Source organism: Streptomyces atratus (assembly GCF_900119365.1).
Classification (GTDB): Bacteria; Actinomycetota; Actinomycetes; order Streptomycetales; family Streptomycetaceae; genus Streptomyces; species Streptomyces atratus_B.
The window spans coordinates 163,939-182,638 of record NZ_FPJO01000016.1 but is presented as its reverse complement, the minus strand read 5'-3'; the positions used below and the strand labels follow the sequence as shown (position 1 = coordinate 182,638).

Below are 18,700 nucleotides of genomic sequence, written 5' to 3'. Positions count from 1 at the left end.
AGAACCCCTCGACAAGGTTCATCGTCCCAGCTCAGAAGGCACTTTCGTATTTCCTCCCCGCTTCCGGCCTCATCTCAACCGAAACGGCGAGGTTAAGCCGTGTTTCGACAGCCCGCCAATCGCCCTGTACGCCTGCACAGCGGAATCTGAGCGATCCTCCCCTGATTGACATCCCATCACCTTGATCAATCCGCCGGAGCGAGGACACCACCAGCCCTCGAGCTCTCCGAGTACGACATCGGGTGGTGTACGCGGGACGCGGAACCCAACGCGGACATATGGGCCGCCGAGGACGAGTCCCGCGGTGCTCACTCGGCAACGAACTCGTACTGCAACTCGTACAGATGCCCCGCCTTGACCATGACGGTCGCCTCGATGGGCCGCTCGTCGTCGCTGTAGACGACGCGCAGGGTACGGAGTACCGGCAGCCCGCCGGGCAATCGGAGCGCCTGGTACTGGTCCTGGGTGGGGACGCGGGCGGAGACCCGGTCCACGCTGAGTCGCGGGGGGTAGCCCAGCTCGGCGAGCAGGGTCGGGGTACCGCCAGGGATCTTTCGGCGCTCGGTCATCGCTGTGCCATGAGCGATGTCCAGCGGGCAGTAGAACGCGACCAGTTCGACCGGCTCGTCGTCCATCGTGAGAAGTTGACGCCGCAGGACTGCGCTGCCGGACTTCGGGAGCCGGAGCGCTTCGGCGACATCCGCAGGCGTCCCGACGACGATGCCTGCTCCGGGCGTGGATTACACCTCGTGAACGAACTCGCCGACGACTTCGGGGTCGATGATCACGTCGTCGGCAAGACCGTCTGGCTGGTGTTCAAAACCGCACCCTTGCTCCTCACGACCCCAGGATCGTAGTGAGGAACTCCCCCGTCCAAGCCAGTAGTTCACGTCCCACGACCGGCTTGCCGCCGACCCTGGCGGTGGTGGGGCGGGGGACCAGGATCTGGTGGACGGCCGGCTTGATGACCGTCTTCGGGTAGAGGCGCTTCAGCCTCAGCTCCTGCGATTCGCGCAGTTCCACCGGGGCGAACCGGATGTTCGGGCCCTGGAGGACGATCTCGCCGACGCCGCAGGCGCGGGCCAGCATGCGCAGGCCGGCGACCAGGAGGAGGTTCTCGACCGGTTCGGGGAGCTTGCCGTAGCGGTCGGTGAGTTCCTCGCGGACGGCCCTGATGTCGTCCTCCGTACTGGCGGAGGCAATGGCGCGGTACGCCTGGAGGCGCAGCCGCTCGCCGGGGGCGTAGTCGTGGGGGACGTGGGCGTCGACCGGGAGCTCGATCTTGACCTCCAGCGGCGGCTCCTCCTCCACGCCGCCTTCGAGGGAGGCCCGGTAGTCGGCGACCGCCTCGCCCACCATGCGTACGTACAGGTCGAAGCCGACGCCCGCGATATGGCCGGACTGCTCGCCGCCCAGAAGGTTTCCGGCGCCGCGGATCTCCAGGTCCTTCATCGCCACGTACATGCCCGCACCCATCTCGGTGTGCTGGGCGATCGTGGCCAGGCGCTCGTGGGCCGTCTCGGTGAGCGGCTTCTCCGGGGGGTAGAGGAAGTACGCGTAGCCGCGCTCGCGGCCACGGCCGACGCGGCCGCGCAGCTGGTGGAGCTGGGAGAGGCCGAAGTTGTCGCCGCGCTCCACGATCAGAGTGTTGGCGTTGGAGATGTCGATGCCGGACTCGACGATCGTCGTGGAGACCAGGACATCGAACTTCTTCTCCCAGAAGTCCACCACCACCTGTTCCAGGGCCTGTTCGGACATCTGGCCGTGGGCCGTCGCGATACGGGCTTCCGGGACGATCTCGCGAAGGCGGGCGGCCGCACGGTCGATCGACTCGACCCGGTTGTGGATGTAGAACGCCTGGCCCTCGCGGAGCAGTTCGCGGCGGATGGCAGCGCCGATCTGCTTCTCCTCGTACGGGCCGACGAAGGTGAGGACCGGGTGGCGCTCCTCGGGCGGCGTGGTGATCGTCGACATCTCGCGGATGCCGGTCACGGCCATTTCGAGCGTACGGGGGATCGGCGTCGCGGACATGGTGAGGACGTCCACGTTGGCGCGGAGCTTCTTCAGCTGCTCCTTGTGCTCGACGCCGAAGCGCTGCTCCTCGTCGACGATGACCAGGCCCAGGTCCTTGAACCTCGTCTCGGAGGAGAAGAGGCGATGGGTGCCGATGACCAGGTCGACGGAGCCCTCGCGGAGCCCTTCGAGAGTTGATTTGGACTCGGCCTCGGACTGGAAACGGCTCAGCGCCCTTACGTTGACCGGGAATTGGGAGTAGCGCTCGGTGAACGTGCCGTGGTGCTGCTGGACCAGGAGGGTGGTGGGGACGAGCACGGCGACCTGCTTGCCGTCCTGGACGGCCTTGAACGCCGCCCGTACCGCGATCTCCGTCTTGCCGTAGCCGACGTCGCCGCAGATCAGCCGGTCCATCGGGACGGACTTCTCCATGTCCTCCTTGACCTCGGCGATGGTGGAGAGCTGGTCGGGCGTCTCCGCGTACGGGAAGGCGTCCTCCAGCTCGCGCTGCCAGGGGGTGTCGGGGCCGAAGGTGTGGCCGGGGGCCGCCATCCGGGCCGAGTAGAGCTTGATCAGGTCGGCGGCGATCTCCTTGACGGCCTTCTTGGCGCGCGCCTTGGTCTTCGTCCAGTCGGCGCCGCCGAGCCGGTGCAGGGTGGGTGCCTCGCCGCCGACGTACTTGGTGACCTGTTCCAGCTGGTCGGTCGGGATGTAGAGGCGGTCGCCGGGCTGGCCGCGCTTGGCGGGGGCGTACTCGACGAGGAGGTACTCGCGGGTGGCGCCCTGCACGGTGCGCTGCACCATCTCGATGTAGCGGCCCACGCCGTGCTGTTCGTGGACGATGTAGTCGCCGGTCTCCAGCGTCAGCGGGTCGATCGTCTTGCGGCGGCGGGCCGGCATCCGGCCCAGGTCCTTGGTGGCGGTGCGCTGGCCGGTGAGGTCCGTCTCGGTGAGCACGGCGAGCTTCAGCGCCGGGTCGACGAAGCCGTGGTCGATGGCTCCGCAGGAGACGTGGACGACGGACGGGGAGATCTCCGCCAGGTCCGGGTCGAGGCGGGCGGCGATGCCCTCGCCGCTCAGCACCTCGACGGTGCGGGAGGCCAGGCCCTGGCCCTCGGTGACGTACACCGTGCGCCAGCCGTCGGCGAGCCGGCCCTTGGTGTCGGCGAACGCGCGGGCGGTGTCGCCGCGGTACGCCTCCGGGGCGTGCATGCCGAGCTTGAGCGTGTCCTCGTCCTGGTCGGCGTCGTCGGCGGCGAACGGGGAGACCGACCACCACATCATCTCCAGCTCACGGGCCCGGTCCCGGACGTCCGCGATGCCCCACAGCGAGGCCGCGCCGACATCGATCGGGGCCTCTCCCCCGCCCGCGGTGGCCGCCCAGGAGGCCTGGAGGAACTCCTGGCTGGTGGCGACCAGGTCGGCGGCCCTGGTGCGGACCCGCTCCGGGTCGCAGACCAGCGCCATCGAGCCCTTCGGCAGCACGTCGAGCAACAGCTCCATGTCGTCGACGAGGACCGGGGCGAGGGACTCCATGCCCTCCACCGCGATCCCCTCGGCGATCTTGCCGAGCAGCTCGCCCAGCTCCGGGTGCTGTTCGGCGAGGGCGGCGGCCCGCTCCCGTACCTCGTCGGTGAGCAGCAGCTCGCGGCAGGGCGGCGCCCACAGCCCGTGCTCGGCGATCTCCAGCGACCGCTGGTCGGCGATCTTGAAGTAGCGGATCTCCTCGACGTCGTCGCCCCAGAATTCCACCCGAAGGGGGTGCTCCTCAGTGGGCGGGAAGACGTCCAGGATGCCGCCGCGCACGGCGAACTCGCCACGCTTCTCGACCAGTTCCACCCGGGCGTACGCGGCCGCCGCGAGCGCGTCGACGGTCTTGCCGAGATCGGCGCTCTGTCCGATGCGCAGCGCTACGGGTTCCAGGTCGCCGAGCCCCTTGACCTGTGGCTGGAGCACGGAGCGGATCGGTGCGACGACGACGGAGACCGGGCCGGTCTCCGGGTCGTCCGCCCTCGGGTGCGCCAGGCGCCGCAGCACGGCGAGGCGGCGGCCCACGGTGTCCGAGCGGGGCGAGAGCCGCTCGTGCGGCAGGGTCTCCCAGGACGGGAACTCGGCGATCGTGTCCGGCGGCAGCAGGGTGCGCAGCGCGGCCGCCAGGTCCTCGGCCTCCCGGCCGGTCGCGGTGACGGCGAGCACGGTACGCCCGGTCTCGCGGGCCAGCGAGGCGACGGCGAAGGGGCGGGCGGCGGGCGGGCCGACGAGGTCGACGTGCATCCGGTGGCCGTCCCCGGCGGCCTTCACCGCCTCGGAGAGTGCCGGGTCACGTACGACGACATCCAGCAGACCGTGCAGGCTCATGAAGCGCTTCCGTCCGGGTAACGAGGGCGAGGTCCGGCAGCCGGCTGCTGCCAGGGCAACACGAAGAGCAACGCGCAGGGCAACGCGAAGCGCCCGACACGTCGCACGGGTCGGGGGTTCCCAGCGTACGACTCCGGTGTGACAGCCGCGCCCGCAATCCGGCCCGGCGGGGTGTCCCGGAGCGCGTCCCGGACGCGCGAATCCGGCCCCGGGGTGTTTGGAGGAACACCCCGGGGCCGGATCAGGTCATCCTACGTCGGCCGTCGCCCGCGCTAATCCGTGGCGATCGCGTTCAGGACGTTCATCCTGCCCGCCCGGAACGCCGGGACCAGTGCGGCGAACAGGCCCACGAAGGCCGAGGCGACGAAGACCGTGAGGATCGTCGGCCACGGGATCTCCAGGACGCCGAGGCCCTCCAGGGCCAGCAGCTTCTGGGCCGCGGTGCCCCAGCCCATGCCCAGGCCGAGGCCGAGCAGGGCTCCGAAGACCGCGATGACCACCGACTCCAGGCGGATCATCCGGCGCAGCTGGCGGCGGGAGAGGCCGATGGCGCGCATCAGGCCGATCTCGCGGGTCCGCTCGACCACCGACAGGGCCAGGGTGTTCACCACGCCGAGGACGGCGACGATGATCGCGAGTGCCAGCAGGCCGTAGACGATGTTCAGGAGCCGGCCGATCTGGTCCTGGAGCTGCTCCTTGAAGTCGGCCTGGTTCTTGACCTCGTACTGCGGGTACTTGGCCAGGGCGCTCTTGAGGGCGGCGTACGCCTCCTTCTCCTTGCCGTCCGTGGCCTTCGCGAACATGATCATGTTCTGCGGCAGGGTGTCGGCGGGAACGTACCGCGCGGCGGTCGTGATGTTGACGTACATCGCGCCCTTGTCGATGTTCACGTCGTCCGAGGTGATCGCGGCGACCTTCAGCTTCGCGGTCTCGCCGCCCTCGAAGGCGACGGTCATCCGGTCGCCGACCTTGACGCGGTGCTTGGTGGCGTACGTCTCGCCGACCGACATGGCGTCCTTGCCGTACGCGGCGGCCAGCTCGCCGGAGACCGTCTCGCGGCGGACGTCGTCCTTGTACGTGGGGTCGGCGGCGACCAGGCCCTCGTTCTCGGTGGTGCCGTCGGGGGCGGTCAGCCGGGCGCCCACGACCTTGTACTCGGTGAGGTGCTCGATGTCCGGCACGGTCTTCAGGGCCTTCGCGGCCTGGTCGACGATGAGCGCGCCGTCGCCACCGGCCGGCTGGACGATGAAGTCCGCGCCGACGGACTTGTCGAGTTCCTCGGTGGCCGAGGCGACCATGGAGGAGCCGACGACCGAGAGGCAGGCGACCAGGGCGAGACCGACCATCAGGGCCGCGCCGGTGGCTCCGGTGCGGCGCGGGTTGCGCAGCGCGTTGCGTTCGGCGAGCCGTCCCACGGGGCCGAACATCCGCAGCATCACCGCGCTCAGCACCCGGACCACGAAGCTCGCCAGCAGCGGGCCGATCGCGATGAAGCCGATCAGGGTGAAAAGTACGCCCGCGCCGAGAAGGGGCGAGCCCTCGCTCGCCTTGTCGGCCCTGGTCGCGGCGAGCAGCGCGGCGCCGCCGGCGAGCGTGAGGACCAGGCCGATCGCGGCTCGGACCCGGCCCGCGCGGCCGTCCGCCGGGGTTCCGGCATCGCGCAGGGCGGCCATCGGGGAGACCTTCCCGGCCCGGCGGGCCGGAAGGTACGCGGCGACGACGGTGACGACGATGCCGAGCACGAGACCGACCACGGGGGTCGTCCAGGCGACGGTGAGGTCCTCGGTGGAGAGCTCCATGCCCATGGCGCCCATGAGCTTCATCAGGCCGACGGCGAGACCGACGCCCGCGCCCACGCCGAGGAGCGAGCCGACGACGCCGAGGAACAGCGCCTCGATCAGTACGGACCGGTTGACCTGCTTGCGGCTGGAGCCGATGGCCCGCATCAGGCCGATCTCACGGGTGCGCTGGGCGACCAGCATCGAGAAGGTGTTGACGATCAGGAAGATGCCGACGAGGAGGGCGATCCCGGCGAAGCCGAGCATCGCGTACTTCATGACATCGAGGAAGGAACCCATCGAGTCCTTGCTGGACGCCGCCGACTCCTCCTGCGTCCGGAGCTCGTACGCGGAGGTGTCGCCCAGTGCCGTGGCGACGTTCTTCTTCAACTGCTCGTCGGACACGCCCGCTTCGGCGGTGACGGAGACCGCGCTGAAGACATCGGGCCCGCCGAGCAGCTTGGTCTGCGCGGTGGCGGTGTCGAAGTAGACGACCGCGGCACCGGGGTTGGTGACCTTGAAGGTGGCGATGCCGCTGATCCGCGCCTCGATGTCGCCATTGGCGGTGATGGTGCGCAGTTCGTCGCCGAGCTTCAGGTGGTGCTTGTCGGCGGTGTCGGCGTCGACCATCACCTCGGTCGGGCCGCGCGGCGCGTGACCGGAGGAGAGCTCCATCGAACGCAGCGCGTTCCTGGTCCAGTTGCCCGCTATCGTCGGGCCGCCCGAGGTCGAGCCCATGTTCTTGTCGTGGCGGTCGACGACGGTGACGGACGCGCTGGAGACGACGCCCTCGGCCGCCTTCGCGCCGGTGGCCTCCGCGGCCCGCCCGACGGCGGACGCGGGGACCGTGACGGGCTTGCCGTTGCCCGGGAGCCGGTCGTCCTTCTCGGGCGCCTTCGGGACGACCGTGACATCGGCCGCGGTCGCGGCGAAGAGCTTGTCGAACGTGGTGTTCATGGTGTCGGTGAAGACGAGCGTGCCGCACACGAACGCCACCGACAGCAGGACCGCGACGGCGGAGAGCGCCATGCGTCCCTTGTGGGCGAAGAAGTTCCGCCTCGATGTCTTCCAGACGGTCATGACGTCCGCCCGCGCGAGTCGAAGTCCTTCATCCGGTCGAGGACCTGGTCGGCCGTGGGATTGTGCATCTCGTCGACGATGCGCCCGTCGGCGAGGTACAGCACCCGGTCGGCGTAGGAGGCGGCGACCGGGTCGTGGGTGACCATGACGATGGTCTGGCCCAGCTCGTCGACCGACCTGCGCAGGAAGCTCAGCACCTCGGCGCCGGCCCGCGAGTCCAGGTTCCCGGTGGGCTCGTCGCCGAAGATGATCTCCGGCCGGGCGGCGAGCGCCCGGGCCACCGCGACGCGCTGCTGCTGGCCGCCGGAGAGCTCGGTGGGCCGGTGCTTCAGCCGCTCGGCGAGACCGACGGTCTCCACGACCTGCCGCAGCCAGGCGGCGTCGGGCCTGCGGCCCGCGATGTCCATCGGCAGCGTGATGTTCTCCAGCGCGTTGAGCGTGGGGAGCAGGTTGAAGGCCTGGAAGATGAAGCCGATCCGGTCCCGGCGGAACTGGGTGAGCTTCTTGTCCTTGAGCCCGGTGATCTCGGTCTCGTCGAGGAAGATCTGCCCCGAGCTCACGGTGTCCAGGCCGGCCAGGCAGTGCATCAGGGTCGACTTGCCGGAGCCGGACGGGCCCATGATCGCCGTGAACTGCCCGCGGGCGATGTCCACATCGACATGGTCGAGCGCGACGACCCGGGTCTCCCCGGCCCCGTACGCCTTGACGATCTGCCGCGCTCGCGCAGCCACGGCCGTACGCCCGCCCGCCGCCCGACCACCGCCCCGCATCGAGGCGCTACGCGCCGCGCCTTCCCCTTCGCCCCCGTGCCCGGGAATGGTCACAGCCGTTGTCACGGTTTATCTCCTATGTCGGTCAGTTCTTGGAATGTGTCGGCGTACGTACGGAAGTCTGGTGTCGGGAGCGGGTCCTGTGCACTGGTGCCCGGCGCAGTTTCCTGGTGGGGTTTCCCCCACCCCCGCCCCTGCGTCCGACCGCGTCCCCGGTGGGATTCAGCCGCTTTTCGCGGTGTAGGAATACGGTAAGGAACGGGCCCCCGCCGCCACGTCCTCCGCCGGGAGGAAGCACCCCTGGCCAGAAGTAAGGAGCTCCCCCTAAGGGTCTCGGCCCCTGGGTGGAGGCCGGTATCAGGGGCTGGACCCAAGGGTGCAGTGGCCGTCGCCGCACGGTCATCTCCCGGAGACCGCTCCACGCCCGCCGGTCACTTCCCATTCACGGGCCTCACACAACTGAGCCATTACCGTGGGTAATTCAAGCAACCCTCTCCCCAACTGCCTTACCCACGAGTAATGTTCGCGCTTCCGACCGCACCCGCACTCCTGCCTTGCCGTCCAGACCAGGACCCGAGCCACGCAAGGAGCAGCACACCGATGTCGCACGGAAACCCGCCCCCGTCCCCCCACCACCCCGACTATCTGCTCCCCTGGCAGAGTTCGGAACGGACACCGCCCGACCCGCCGCCGGACCCGGCCGGCGTCCCCGCGCCCGCGCCCGGCCGCCACAGCGATCTGCGCCGGCTGCGCACCGCGTACCGGCTGCTGCGGCGCATCGCGGCCCTGACCGCGCTCGGCTACTTCGTGGTCTTCCTGCTGCTCTCCGGATTCGCCAAGGAACTGCTGGACACCCAGCTGTTCGGCGGTCTCAACGTCGGCCTGGTGCTGGGGCTCTGCCAGCTCCCCGTGACCCTGGTCGCGATCGCCGTGTACGAGCGGACCGCGCGGCGCACGGTCGACCCGCTCGCCGCCCGGATCCGAAGAGCGGGAGCGGCCCGGTGAACGGATTCAACAACTCCGCCCAGTCGATGTCCCTGGTGGCCTTCCTCGCCGTGGGCACCGTGGCGCTGCTGCTCTGCGTGATGACCGGCCCGGACCGCGACGACCTCGAGGAGTTCTACATCGGCTCCCGCTCGCTCTCGCCCCTGCAGAACGGCCTCGCCCTCGCGGGCGACTACCTCTCCGCGGCCACGGTGCTCGGCACCACCGGCATCATCGCCCTCACCGGCTACGACGGGATGATCCTCGCGCTGAGCATCACCCTCTCGCTCGTCCTGCTGATGTTCCTGCTCGCCGAACCGCTGCGCAACGCGGGCGGGTTCACCATGGGCGACCTTCTGGTGCGCCGCGCCCCCGGCCGCGCGGTCCGCATCACCGCCTGCGCGGCCACCCTCGCCGCGCTCGTCCCGATGATGGTCGTCCAGCTCGCCAGCAGCGGCGATCTGCTCGCCTTCATCCTCGGCTTCGACACCTCGGGTTTCCGCACCGGCGCCATCATCGGGCTCGGCATCCTGATGATCGGCTACGCGGCCATCGGCGGGATGAAGGGCACCTCGCTGATCCAGATCGTGAAGACCGTGGTCCTCTTCGTGGCCGCCTTCACCATCGCCGTACTGATCATGAACCGGTTCGACTGGAACACCGACTCGCTGCTCTCGGCCGCCCGGCAGAGCAGCGGCGCGGGGGCCGCGTACCTGCGCTCGGGGCTCCAGTTCGACGGCAGCGGACTGGACATGGTCAGCTCCGAACTGACCGTGGTGCTCGGCGCCGCCTGCCTGCCTCATGTCGCCACGCGGATGTCGAGTGCCCGCTCCACACAGACCGTCCGGCGCTCGATGTCCTGGGCGGTCGGGGTGGTCGCCGCGATCTGCCTGCTGCTCGTCGTGATCGGCTTCGGCGCGGGGGCCCTCGTCGGCCACGACGTCATCACCGGTGCCGGGGCGTCCGGGAACAGCGCGATCCTCCAGATCAGCGGAGAGGTCGCGAACGGTACGCAGATGGGGGCCCTGATCATCACCACGATGACGACGGCGATCTTCCTCACCCTGCTCGCCTCGGTCGCCGGGATGATCCTGTCCTGCGCCAACTCCCTCGCCCACGACCTCTTCGCGCACGGCCTGCACGGGGTGCGCGACCCCGACCGCAAGCCGCTGGCCGGCCTGTCCGAGATGCGTACGGCACAGATCTCGGCAATCGTCGTCGGACTGCTCGCCACCGTTCTCGCCGTCGTGGCCAGGCACTGGAACGTGCAGGCGCTGGCGACGCTCTCGTTCTGCGTCGGCGCGTCCGCGCTCGCCCCGGCGCTCCTCTACAGCATGTTCTGGCGGCGCTTCACCCGCACCGGACTGCTCTGCACCCTCATCGTCGGCACCCTCACCACCCTGGTGCTGATCACCGGCACCAACCTGGTCTCCGGCTCCCCCTCCTCGGTCTTCCCCGACCACGACTTCAACTGGTTCCCGTTCACCACCACCGGGCTCGTCTCCATCCCGGCCGGATTCCTGGCGGGCTGGCTGGGCACGGTCCTCCCCCGCCACACCGCCCCCGCGGCACGCCGTCTCTACCAGAGCGAAGAGCCCCGGATCCTGGCGGGCGCCCCACTGACACGCCGTTGAGCCCGGCCCTCGCACGCTCCACGGCGCCCTGTCGGCAGGCAGCACGACGACAGCCCCGCACACTCCGGATCTGGGATGCGCGGGGCTGTCGTCGTTGTGCGGGGCTGTCGTCGCCGCAACGGGGTGCGGTCAGGCCGCGCCGAACCCTCCGTCCTTGACGCCTGCCACGAACGTGGCGAAAGCGGTGGAGGAGGACGTGACACTTTGGTGGGTGTTCGACACGTTCCGCCGCTCGGCAGGGGGCGCCGCCGCCGCAGCGGGTCAGGCCGGGTCGGGTTCGCGGCAGGGGCGGCAGAGGCCGTCGCGGAACGCTTCGGGCCTGCCCGGGGCGCCGCATTCGGTGCACTCGACCATCAGACGGCGTACGGGAGTTCCCGGCGCGACCGGGGCTGCGGCGGGCAGGCGGGGCGGGAGCTTGTCGCGGAGGCGGCGGCGGACGAAACCGAAGGGCGAGTCGACGGACGTGGGGAGCCCGGCGGTCAGCGCGTGCGTCAGGTAGTCGGCGTCCACGCCACGCGCGAACCACTCGGCGGCCATCTGTTCCAGTGCCGCGCAGTCCGCCGCCGAGAGGGCCAGGCGGGAGTCGGTGCGGCCGAGCCGGGCCAGGGCCCGGAAGGCGGGAGAGGGACGCCCCTCGGTCGCCTGCGACACCGACACCGACACCGACACCGGCTCCGGCACCGGCTCCGGCTCTGCGGTGCGTTGCTGCGGCACTGTCGTTACGAGCGGCTGCGCCGGTACGGGCAGGGATACGGGTGCTTCGGGCGCGGAGGTCGCTGCGGCTTCTGTAGCCTCTGCGGCCTCCTGTGGTGCGGGGCGGCGCTCCTCGGCAGTCAGGAAGGCGTTCCACCACTCGTTGTCGCGGGCGGTGCGGGACCAGAAGGTGCGGGTGACCCAACGGACCTGGCCGCCGTTCTCGCCGCTCAGGCACCGGACATGCCGCAGATGACCGGCCACACCCAGCGCCCGTAAGGCGCTGCCGACGGCCATCTGTCCGTACAGCGGCTGGCTCCGGGCCAGCGACTTGATGTCCATCGCCGCACCGTCGGGCAGCGCGTCGACGTAACCGGCGATCAGGTCCTGGCGCTGGTCGGCGACCCTCACCGGGGCGCGCAGCGGCCCAACCCCTGCGCGCCGGTCAGGAGTTGCGCCACAGCTGCGCCGGCTCCGAGGGGTTGCACGCCACCGACTGGAAGCCGATGCTGCTGAACATCTGGAGGCAGACGCCCTCGGCGACGTTCACCAGGGTGTGACCGCTCGATGTCTTGGTCCCGATCCGCCAGACCTGGGACTCGGAGGAGTTACAGGTCTCGGCCGACAGCCCTGCGGGGCCGTTCAGCCTGAGGCAGTTGCCGGTGCCCTGGCCGACGAGCTTGAACCTGCCGTCGGAGATGGGTTTGTACGTCCACTTGTAGTAGAGCGTGGCCCCGTTGTGCGCCGGCTCGCCGCACACCGAGTTCATGAGCATGGAGCCGCCGAAGGGGGAGGCGGACTCGCCCAGGCACCGCTTGTTGGACGCGTTCTTGAGGTAGTACTGCCCCGAGGGCGCCGGGACCTGTCCTCCGCCCGAGCCGGAGCTCGAACCGGAGGAGCCGCCCGAGGACTGGGAACCGCCGGATCCGGAACCCGAGCCGGAACCCGAACCTGAGCCGCCGCCCGAGGGGTCGGAACCACCGCCACCACCGCCACCGCCCGCACCACCGGCACCGTCGGAACCGCCGGAACCGGAGCTCCCGGCTCCGTCGGCCCCGCCCTTCCCGTCCTTCCCGTCCTTCCCGCCCTTGGACTTGTCGGCGGAGCCGTCCGGCGAGGCGGAGCCCGATCCGGGCTTGGAACCGGGCGAGTGGGAGGGCGACTTCGTGGGACCCGAGGAACCACCGGCCGCCGCCGATCCGGACGGCCCGGCGGTGAACGACGGCGCCGCGGTGTCGGAGTCCGCACCGGACCGGCCGATCTGGTACGGCCCGAGCGCCAGGGTCAGCGTCGTGCCCGCGGCCACCACGACGGGGATCGCGACGAACAGCACCCGCGGGCGGCGCCTGCGCGGCTTCTCGGGGACGGCGCCGGTCGTCCCGACGTCCGGCAGGGAGGGCACGGCGGGGACGGGCTCCGCCGCCGGCTCCGGTTCGGGTTCCTCGGGCGGCGGCGGGTTCGCCGCGAACGCCGCCCGCTCGGTGATCCGGTCCGTGACGACCGGCGGCCACGGCGCGGTGACCGCGGCGGGCACCCGTTCGTCGGCGATCTCGAAGAGCTCGGCGGCCGTCGGCCGGTCCGCGGCGTCCTTGGCGAGACAGGACTCGACCACGGCGGTCAGGGCCGGATCGAGGTCCGGCAGACGCCCGAGGTCGGGTTCGGTGTGCACGATGCGGTAGAACAGGCCCGGCCCCGACCCGTCGCCGAACGGCGGGCGGCAGTTCGCCGCGAACAGCAGCAGACCGGCCAGTGCGAACACATCCGCCGCACCGGTCAGATCCCGCTCGGCCATGGCCTGCTCGGGAGCCATGTAGGCGGGCGTCCCGATGACCATCCCGGTCCTGGTCACCCTGGACTGGTCGGCCGCCCGGGCCACTCCGAAGTCGATCAGGGTCACACCGTCGAGCGTCAGCATGACGTTGGAGGGCTTCAGGTCCCGGTGCACCATCCCGGCCGCGTGCACCGCACGCAGCCCGCTCGCCCCGTCGCGCAACAGCCGCCACAGGCTGTCCGCGGGCAGCGGGCCCTCGTTCAGGCGCAGCGCGTCGCTCAGGGTGATGCCGGGGATGTACTCCGTGGCGAACCACGGCGGCTGCGCCGTGCGGTCACTGGCCAGCAGCCGGGCACTGACCCCGGACGGCAGCTTGGCGAGATTGTCGAGCTCGTGCCCGAAGTGGGACAGGAAGTCCTTGTCCGCGGCCAGCACCGGCAGCACCTGCTTGACCGCCGCGTACCGCCCCGCCGACGCACCGAGATAGACCCGCCCCATCCCGCCGGTGCCCAGAATGCCGAGCAGTCTGAAGGCGCCGATCCGCCGGGGGTCGTCCGGCTCCGTCGGCGTGGCTCCACTGCCCAGCAAAGGTGACTCTTTTTCAGCTCCCCCGCGCATGGCGTCAGATTAGCCCAGCCTCGAACGGGCGCACGACAATTCCTCGGCCACACACGGGACTTGGGAGAGGACTCGGCCGAATCAGTCCTCCGCCGGTGTCACCCGCCCGGTGAGCGCCGCGAGCGAATTCCGTACGTGCGCCATGTGCGCCTGCACCTCCTCGCGGCCCTCCTCGTGCTCCCGCACGATCCGCTCCGTCTCCCGGACCACCCGCTCCTCACGGACCCTGGCCTCCGCGATCAGCTCCGCGGCCCGTGCCTCGGCGTCCTCCTGGCCGTGCCGCGCGGCCTCCTCGGTCTCCGCCAGCGCCCGCCGCGCCTCGGCCAGGCGGGCCTCCGCCTGCTCGGTCAGCTCGTCGTGGTGCGCCGATTGCACGGCCTCGGCATCGGCCAGTTCGCGCTCGGCCGTCTGCCACCGCTCGGCGTGCTCCTGCTCCTGGTGGGCGAGGACGCTCTCGGTACGGCGGACCGTCTCGGCCATCATGGACTCCGCCCGCTCCCGTACCTCCGCGGCCTCCTCGCGGGCCTCGGCGACGGTCGCTTCGGCGGTGCCCCTCGCCGTGGACAGCGTCTCGTCGGCGTGGGCCACGGCCGCTGCCCGCATGGCCTCGGAGTCCGCCCGCGCCGAGGCCCGGATCCCGCGGCCCGACTCCTCCGCCGCCTCCTGCAGCTCCTGCGCCTCCTCCTGGGCGGCGCCCCGTACGGACTCCGCCTCGCCCTCGGCGAGCGCCAGGATCTGCTGGGCCCGCTCGCCCAGCGACTCGTAGTTCTGCGGGGCGAGCGTGGCGACGACCTCGCTCAGCCGGACCGACTCCGCCGACAGCTCCTCCACCAGCGCGGTCAGCCGGGACACCTCGTCCAGCGCCGCGTCCCGCTCCGCCGAGAGCCCGGCCACCGCGCGGTCCACCTGCTCCGGGCGGTAGCCACGTCCCCGTACGCCGACGAAGCCATGCGCGGACACCGGTGCAGAACTCATCCTTGAAGCCTCTTTCCGACTCTCCGACCATCAGCAATAGGTCAAGGATGCGGCAATTGGCATAGAAGTCGGAATCGATCAGCTGCTTTCCGGACGGAAGCGACAGGCATCACAGACAACACGGACAACACACGGCACGGCGCCCGGCCCCCTCTCGGGAGCCGGGCGCCGTCCGTGGAACCCGCCGGGTCAGATCAGCCCGTCCCACATCTGTTCGAGCAGTACGGACCACCAGCTCTCCGGCGACGCCAGCGCCGCCGCGTCCAGTGCCACCAGCTGGGCCTGGAAGTCGACCGTCCAGCGGCCCGCCTGCTCCGGGTTGAGCCCGAAGCGCAGCCGCCACATCCGGCCGAGCAGCGCCATCGAACGCTGGAACTCCGGCAGCCCGGTGTTCACGAACTGCGGCGCCACCGACTGACCGCCCGGCCCCGCCTCGACCGGCACGGCCACGATGTTCGCGGTCCCGTACTGGACACAGATCGCCCGCCCGAAGTCGGACCCCATGACGAGGTACGACCCCGCGTCCGGGGCCGCCTGCACCTGGCGCTGCGCGGCGAGCTCGCCCAGCGTCGGCACCACCGGCTGACCGGGCTGCGCCCAGAAGAACGGCCCGAAGTCGGCGGGCAGCCCCGCCCACACCAGCGTGCGCGCCACGGTCTCGGGCACACCCTGACGGGAGACGGCGCGCTGGTCGAAGCGGCAGATGCCCTGCGGCCCGAAGGCCTGCAGCAGCTCGTCCGCGATGGCCTCCGGCGGCACCGCCATCGCGGGCGGCATCTGCGGCAGCGGGGCTCGCACCGGCGCCGGACGGGCCGGGCCGTCCGCCACCTGGTGCAGCTCGCCCTGGTGGGTGAGCAGATGCTGCATGCCCTGCTGACGGCTGGCATGGTCGGTGCCGTACGGGGCGACGCTGGTGATCCGCACCTGCGGCCAGGTCTCACGGATCATCCGCGCGCAGTAGCCACCGGGCAGCTCGCAGGACTCCAGCTCGGTGTGCAGCTCGATGACCTGCTGCGGCGGTACGTTCATCGCCCGCAGCTCGTGCAGCATCTGCCACTCGGGGTGCGGGGTGCCTGGCGCCGAGCGCCGGATCAGCTGCTGCTCGCTGCCGTCGGGCGCGCGGTAGCGCAGCACGGCCTGGTAGCCGGGTCCGACGGTCGGCTGACCGGTCGGCGCCTGCGGATAGCCGTACGCCGGGGGCGTCGGGGCGTGCGGATTCGGCGGTACGGGGCCGGGGGCGCCACCCTGCGGCACTCCGGGCGGACCGGGAGGACCGGGCGGGCCGGGCGGGCCGGGCGGGCCGGGGGGCTGCGGCGCACCGGGGCCGCCCATGCTCGGATCGGCCAGCATCGTCGCGGCGTGATGCACCCCGCCACCGGGCGGCGGTGGCGGCACCGGAGCACCGGGAGCCCCAGGCGCACCGGGAGCACCAGGGGCGCCCGGAGGCCGGATCCCGCCCGGGCCGCCCATGCTCGGATCGGCCAGCATCGTCGCGGCATGATGCACCCCACCACCGGGCGGCGGCGTCGGACCGGGCGGCGGAGGCGGCACCGGAGCACCAGGCGCACCCGGCGCACCGGGGGCGCCGGGGGCGCCGGGAGCACCAGGCGGGCCGGGAGGCCGGACTCCGCCCGGGCCGCCCATGCTCGGATCGGCCAGCATCGTCGCGGCGTGATGCACCCCACCACCGGGCGGCGGCGTCGGACCGGGCGGCGGAGGCGGCACCGGAGCACCAGGCGCACCCGGCGGACCGGGCGGCGGCAGCGGCGCACCGGGCGGACCCGTCTGGGGGGCGAGCTGAGTCGGCAGGTACCCGCCCGCCGGGGCACCGGGCGCACCCGGACCCGAGGGCGGCGGCACGGGCGGACCCGGCCTGGCACCCGGGGTCCCGGGGGCACCGGGCGGCGGAGGCGTCGACGGACCGCCACCGCGCGCACCACGTGGCGGCACGGCGGCCTTGCTGGTGGCCGCATCGGCGATGTCACCGGCACTCGGCCCCGGGACACCTCGGCCCGGGGCGCCTTGGCCCGGGGCGCCTTGGCCCGGGGCGCCTTGGCCCGGGGCGCCTTGGCCCGGGGCGCCTTGGCCCGGGGCGCCTTGGCCCGGGACACCTCGGCCCGGGGCGCCTTGGCCCGGAACACCCGGCGCCGGAGCAACCGGAGGAACGCCCGGGGCAGCCGGAGGAACGCCGGGGGCAGCCGGAGGAACGCCCGGAACGCCGGGGGCGCCTCCCTGCGGACCCAGACCCGGCACGACCGCCGTCCGGGGCAGCTGGCTGCCGCCCGACATCAGGGCGGTCGGCGCATCGGCCGGCACGACCGGCGGCGGGGTGCCGTCGTCGTCGGAACCCGAGAGCGGCGGCGCGAACACCGTGGCCGGCAGCGGCACCGCCCCGTCGTCGGAACCCGCGTTCGTGTCCGTACCGGCCCAGGGGGTGGACCCGGCGGGCACGTTCGGCGGGGATACCGGGACACCGTCGTTGGCCGTGGGCTCGTACGCGACCTGCCCGCCGGGCGAATCCGGCGACGCGGCGTACCGGCCCTGGCCCTGGTCCCGGTCACGGTCCTCCCGGCGGTCCGGGATGCCCAGCTTGTCCGCCGCTTCCTGGAGCCACTCCGGGGGGCTCAACAGGAACGACGTCTGATTGAGGTCGATGCGCTGCGGCGGCTCCGGAGCGGCCGCGGCCGTCGCCTGCGCGCCGTACTCCTCCTCGTACCGCCGGATCACCTCGCCCACCGGCAGCCCCGGCCACAGGGTGGCCTCACCGCTGTCCCGGGCGATCACCAGCCGCTGCTTGCCGCCGTCCGAGACCGGGCCCTCGGCGCGGTCCTCGCCCCACACCACGAAGCCCAGCTCGAACTCCCGCACCCGCACCTCACGGTGCTGGTACGCGGGCACATCGCCGTTGATCCACTCGTCCGCGCGCTCCTGCGCCTGCGCAAAGGTCACCATCGCGCTCACCCCTCCACCGGGACGGCCCGCGCGAAGCCGCCGTCCACCATCAGGTTCGCCACGGTCTCCAGCTCCGGCGGATTGCCCGCCAGACGCTGCAGGAAGGCGTCGAAGTCACCGCCGCACGGCAGCAGCAGCCGGTCCACCCGTTCCTGCACGGTCCAGCCGTCCTGGTCCCGGGCGTCGTCGTAGGCGCAGAACCAGACCGAGCCGACACCGTTGCCCTTCACCTTCACCGCGATGATGCCGCCCTGGACGAAACCGACGCCCAGGTAGTCCTTGGTGAGGTGGTCGCGCAGGCACTTGTTGACGTACACCAGGTCGTTCGCGGCGGCCTGCTCGCGCACCGTGAAGAACGGCTGGTCGACCAGCAGCCCCAGCTCCGCGTCGAGCGCCGCGCCGACCGGCGCCGAACCGCCCGCCGCCTTGAGGAACGAGCGGTAGGCGCCGGGCAGCCGGTAGCCGAGGTCCTCCTCGACGTTCAGCACCTGTGCCTCGCTCACCGACACGGCGCCCTTCGGCAGCCGGAAGTGCGCGGGCCGGGTCTCCTGCAACGGGCGGGTGCCCCGCTTGTCGTGGTCGACCGCCGTGGCGGCGAGGCCACCGTGGTGCCTGAGCAGCGCCTTCACCTCGACCGGGATCAGCTCCATGCGCCGGCCGCCGGGCACGTGGTGCCACGTCCAGCCGTGCGGAGTGGCGACCGCCGGGATCGTGTCCCACAGCTCGTGGCCGCTCGCCGCCAGCGCCGCGTTGGCCGAGACGTAGTCGGTGAGCCGCAGCTCGTCGACCCCGAAGCCCTGCGGCGGCTCGGCGATCTCGGCGGCGGCACGCGCGTACGGCGCGAAGTCCGGGCTGCCGTTCTCGTCCATACGCACACCACCGGGATGGCGGGACGCCCGGACCGGGTCCGGGAAATGCACGAGCTGCCCGGCATAGGCCGCGTTCGGTGGCGCGGCTTGCTGCCCGAGCCGACCTGTCGTCATGGCGGTTGCCCCCTGCTGCGTCTGGCTGGTGAGGGACCGGCCTGCCCGAGGGGGACGGTCCGGGCACAGCCTATGCGGTGGCGCAAGGGCG

Annotated in this window: 10 protein-coding genes and 1 pseudogene; 2 read left to right on the top strand and 9 right to left on the bottom strand. The window is 71.8% G+C overall.

Translation table 11 applies throughout. The features are described from left to right. Nucleotides 1-308 precede the first annotated feature (308 nt). The 4 genes and pseudogenes from BT364_RS24955 to BT364_RS24935 all read right to left on the bottom strand — a co-directional run. A pseudogene (locus BT364_RS24955) lies at nt 309-707 on the bottom strand (UTRA domain-containing protein); the annotation flags it as partial. A gap of 130 nt (nt 708-837) precedes the next feature. Then, a complete protein-coding gene (mfd, locus tag BT364_RS24945) occupies nt 838-4,371 on the bottom strand; it encodes a transcription-repair coupling factor (protein WP_072487467.1) in 3,534 nt (1,177 codons plus the stop codon). Between the two features lie 272 nt (nt 4,372-4,643). Next, on the bottom strand, nt 4,644-7,229 hold the full coding sequence (locus tag BT364_RS24940; RefSeq protein WP_072487466.1) for an ABC transporter permease: 2,586 nt from the start codon (nt 7,227-7,229) through the stop codon (nt 4,644-4,646). Further along, nucleotides 7,226-8,065, bottom strand: a complete 840-nt coding sequence (locus BT364_RS24935) for an ABC transporter ATP-binding protein (protein WP_371268644.1) — start codon at nt 8,063-8,065, stop codon at nt 7,226-7,228. The genes BT364_RS24940 and BT364_RS24935 overlap by 4 nt, the downstream gene beginning before the upstream one ends. 534 nt (nt 8,066-8,599) lie before the next feature. Between BT364_RS24935 and BT364_RS24930 the strand changes: the two genes are divergently transcribed. Next, nucleotides 8,600-9,004 carry a DUF485 domain-containing protein gene (locus tag BT364_RS24930; protein ID WP_072487464.1) on the top strand — a complete coding sequence of 135 codons (405 nt, stop codon included), beginning with the start codon at nt 8,600-8,602 and terminating at the stop codon, nt 9,002-9,004. Then, on the top strand, nt 9,001-10,617 hold the full coding sequence (locus BT364_RS24925; protein WP_072487463.1) for a sodium/solute symporter: 1,617 nt from the start codon (nt 9,001-9,003) through the stop codon (nt 10,615-10,617). The genes BT364_RS24930 and BT364_RS24925 overlap by 4 nt, the downstream gene beginning before the upstream one ends. A gap of 261 nt (nt 10,618-10,878) precedes the next feature. On the opposite strand, the gene BT364_RS24920 is transcribed toward BT364_RS24925, so the two are convergent. The 5 genes from BT364_RS24920 to BT364_RS24900 all read right to left on the bottom strand — a co-directional run bounded on the left by BT364_RS24920 (nt 10,879) and on the right by BT364_RS24900 (nt 18,609). Continuing rightward, a complete protein-coding gene (locus BT364_RS24920; RefSeq protein ID WP_072487462.1) occupies nt 10,879-11,721 on the bottom strand; it encodes a MarR family transcriptional regulator in 843 nt (280 codons plus the stop codon). A 34-nt stretch (nt 11,722-11,755) separates the two neighbouring features. Continuing rightward, nucleotides 11,756-13,669, bottom strand: a complete 1,914-nt coding sequence (locus tag BT364_RS24915; RefSeq protein ID WP_256260203.1) for a protein kinase domain-containing protein — start codon at nt 13,667-13,669, stop codon at nt 11,756-11,758. 111 nt (nt 13,670-13,780) lie between these two features. Continuing rightward, on the bottom strand, nt 13,781-14,674 hold the full coding sequence (locus BT364_RS24910; RefSeq protein ID WP_177328217.1) for a coiled-coil domain-containing protein: 894 nt from the start codon (nt 14,672-14,674) through the stop codon (nt 13,781-13,783). 189 nt (nt 14,675-14,863) lie between these two features. Beyond that, nucleotides 14,864-17,626 carry an SUKH-4 family immunity protein gene (locus BT364_RS24905; RefSeq protein WP_072487460.1) on the bottom strand — a complete coding sequence of 921 codons (2,763 nt, stop codon included), beginning with the start codon at nt 17,624-17,626 and terminating at the stop codon, nt 14,864-14,866. Nucleotides 17,627-17,631: 5 nt separating this feature from the next. Then, entirely contained in the window at nt 17,632-18,609 is a 978-nt protein-coding gene (locus BT364_RS24900; protein WP_072487459.1) for an SMI1/KNR4 family protein, read from the bottom strand. Nucleotides 18,610-18,700 lie beyond the last annotated feature (91 nt).

Bases quoted from the DNA above. Each gene is read 5' to 3' on its own strand.
- BT364_RS24940 (WP_072487466.1), bottom strand. From the start codon at position 7,229: ATGACCGTCTGGAAGACATCGAGGCGGAACTTCTTCGCCCACAAGGGA.
- BT364_RS24910 (WP_177328217.1), bottom strand. From the start codon at position 14,674: ATGAGTTCTGCACCGGTGTCCGCGCATGGCTTCGTCGGCGTACGGGGA.
- BT364_RS24905 (WP_072487460.1), bottom strand. From the start codon at position 17,626: ATGGTGACCTTTGCGCAGGCGCAGGAGCGCGCGGACGAGTGGATCAAC.
- BT364_RS24930 (WP_072487464.1), top strand. From the start codon at position 8,600: ATGTCGCACGGAAACCCGCCCCCGTCCCCCCACCACCCCGACTATCTG.
- mfd (WP_072487467.1), bottom strand. From the start codon at position 4,371: ATGAGCCTGCACGGTCTGCTGGATGTCGTCGTACGTGACCCGGCACTC.
- BT364_RS24900 (WP_072487459.1), bottom strand. From the start codon at position 18,609: ATGACGACAGGTCGGCTCGGGCAGCAAGCCGCGCCACCGAACGCGGCC.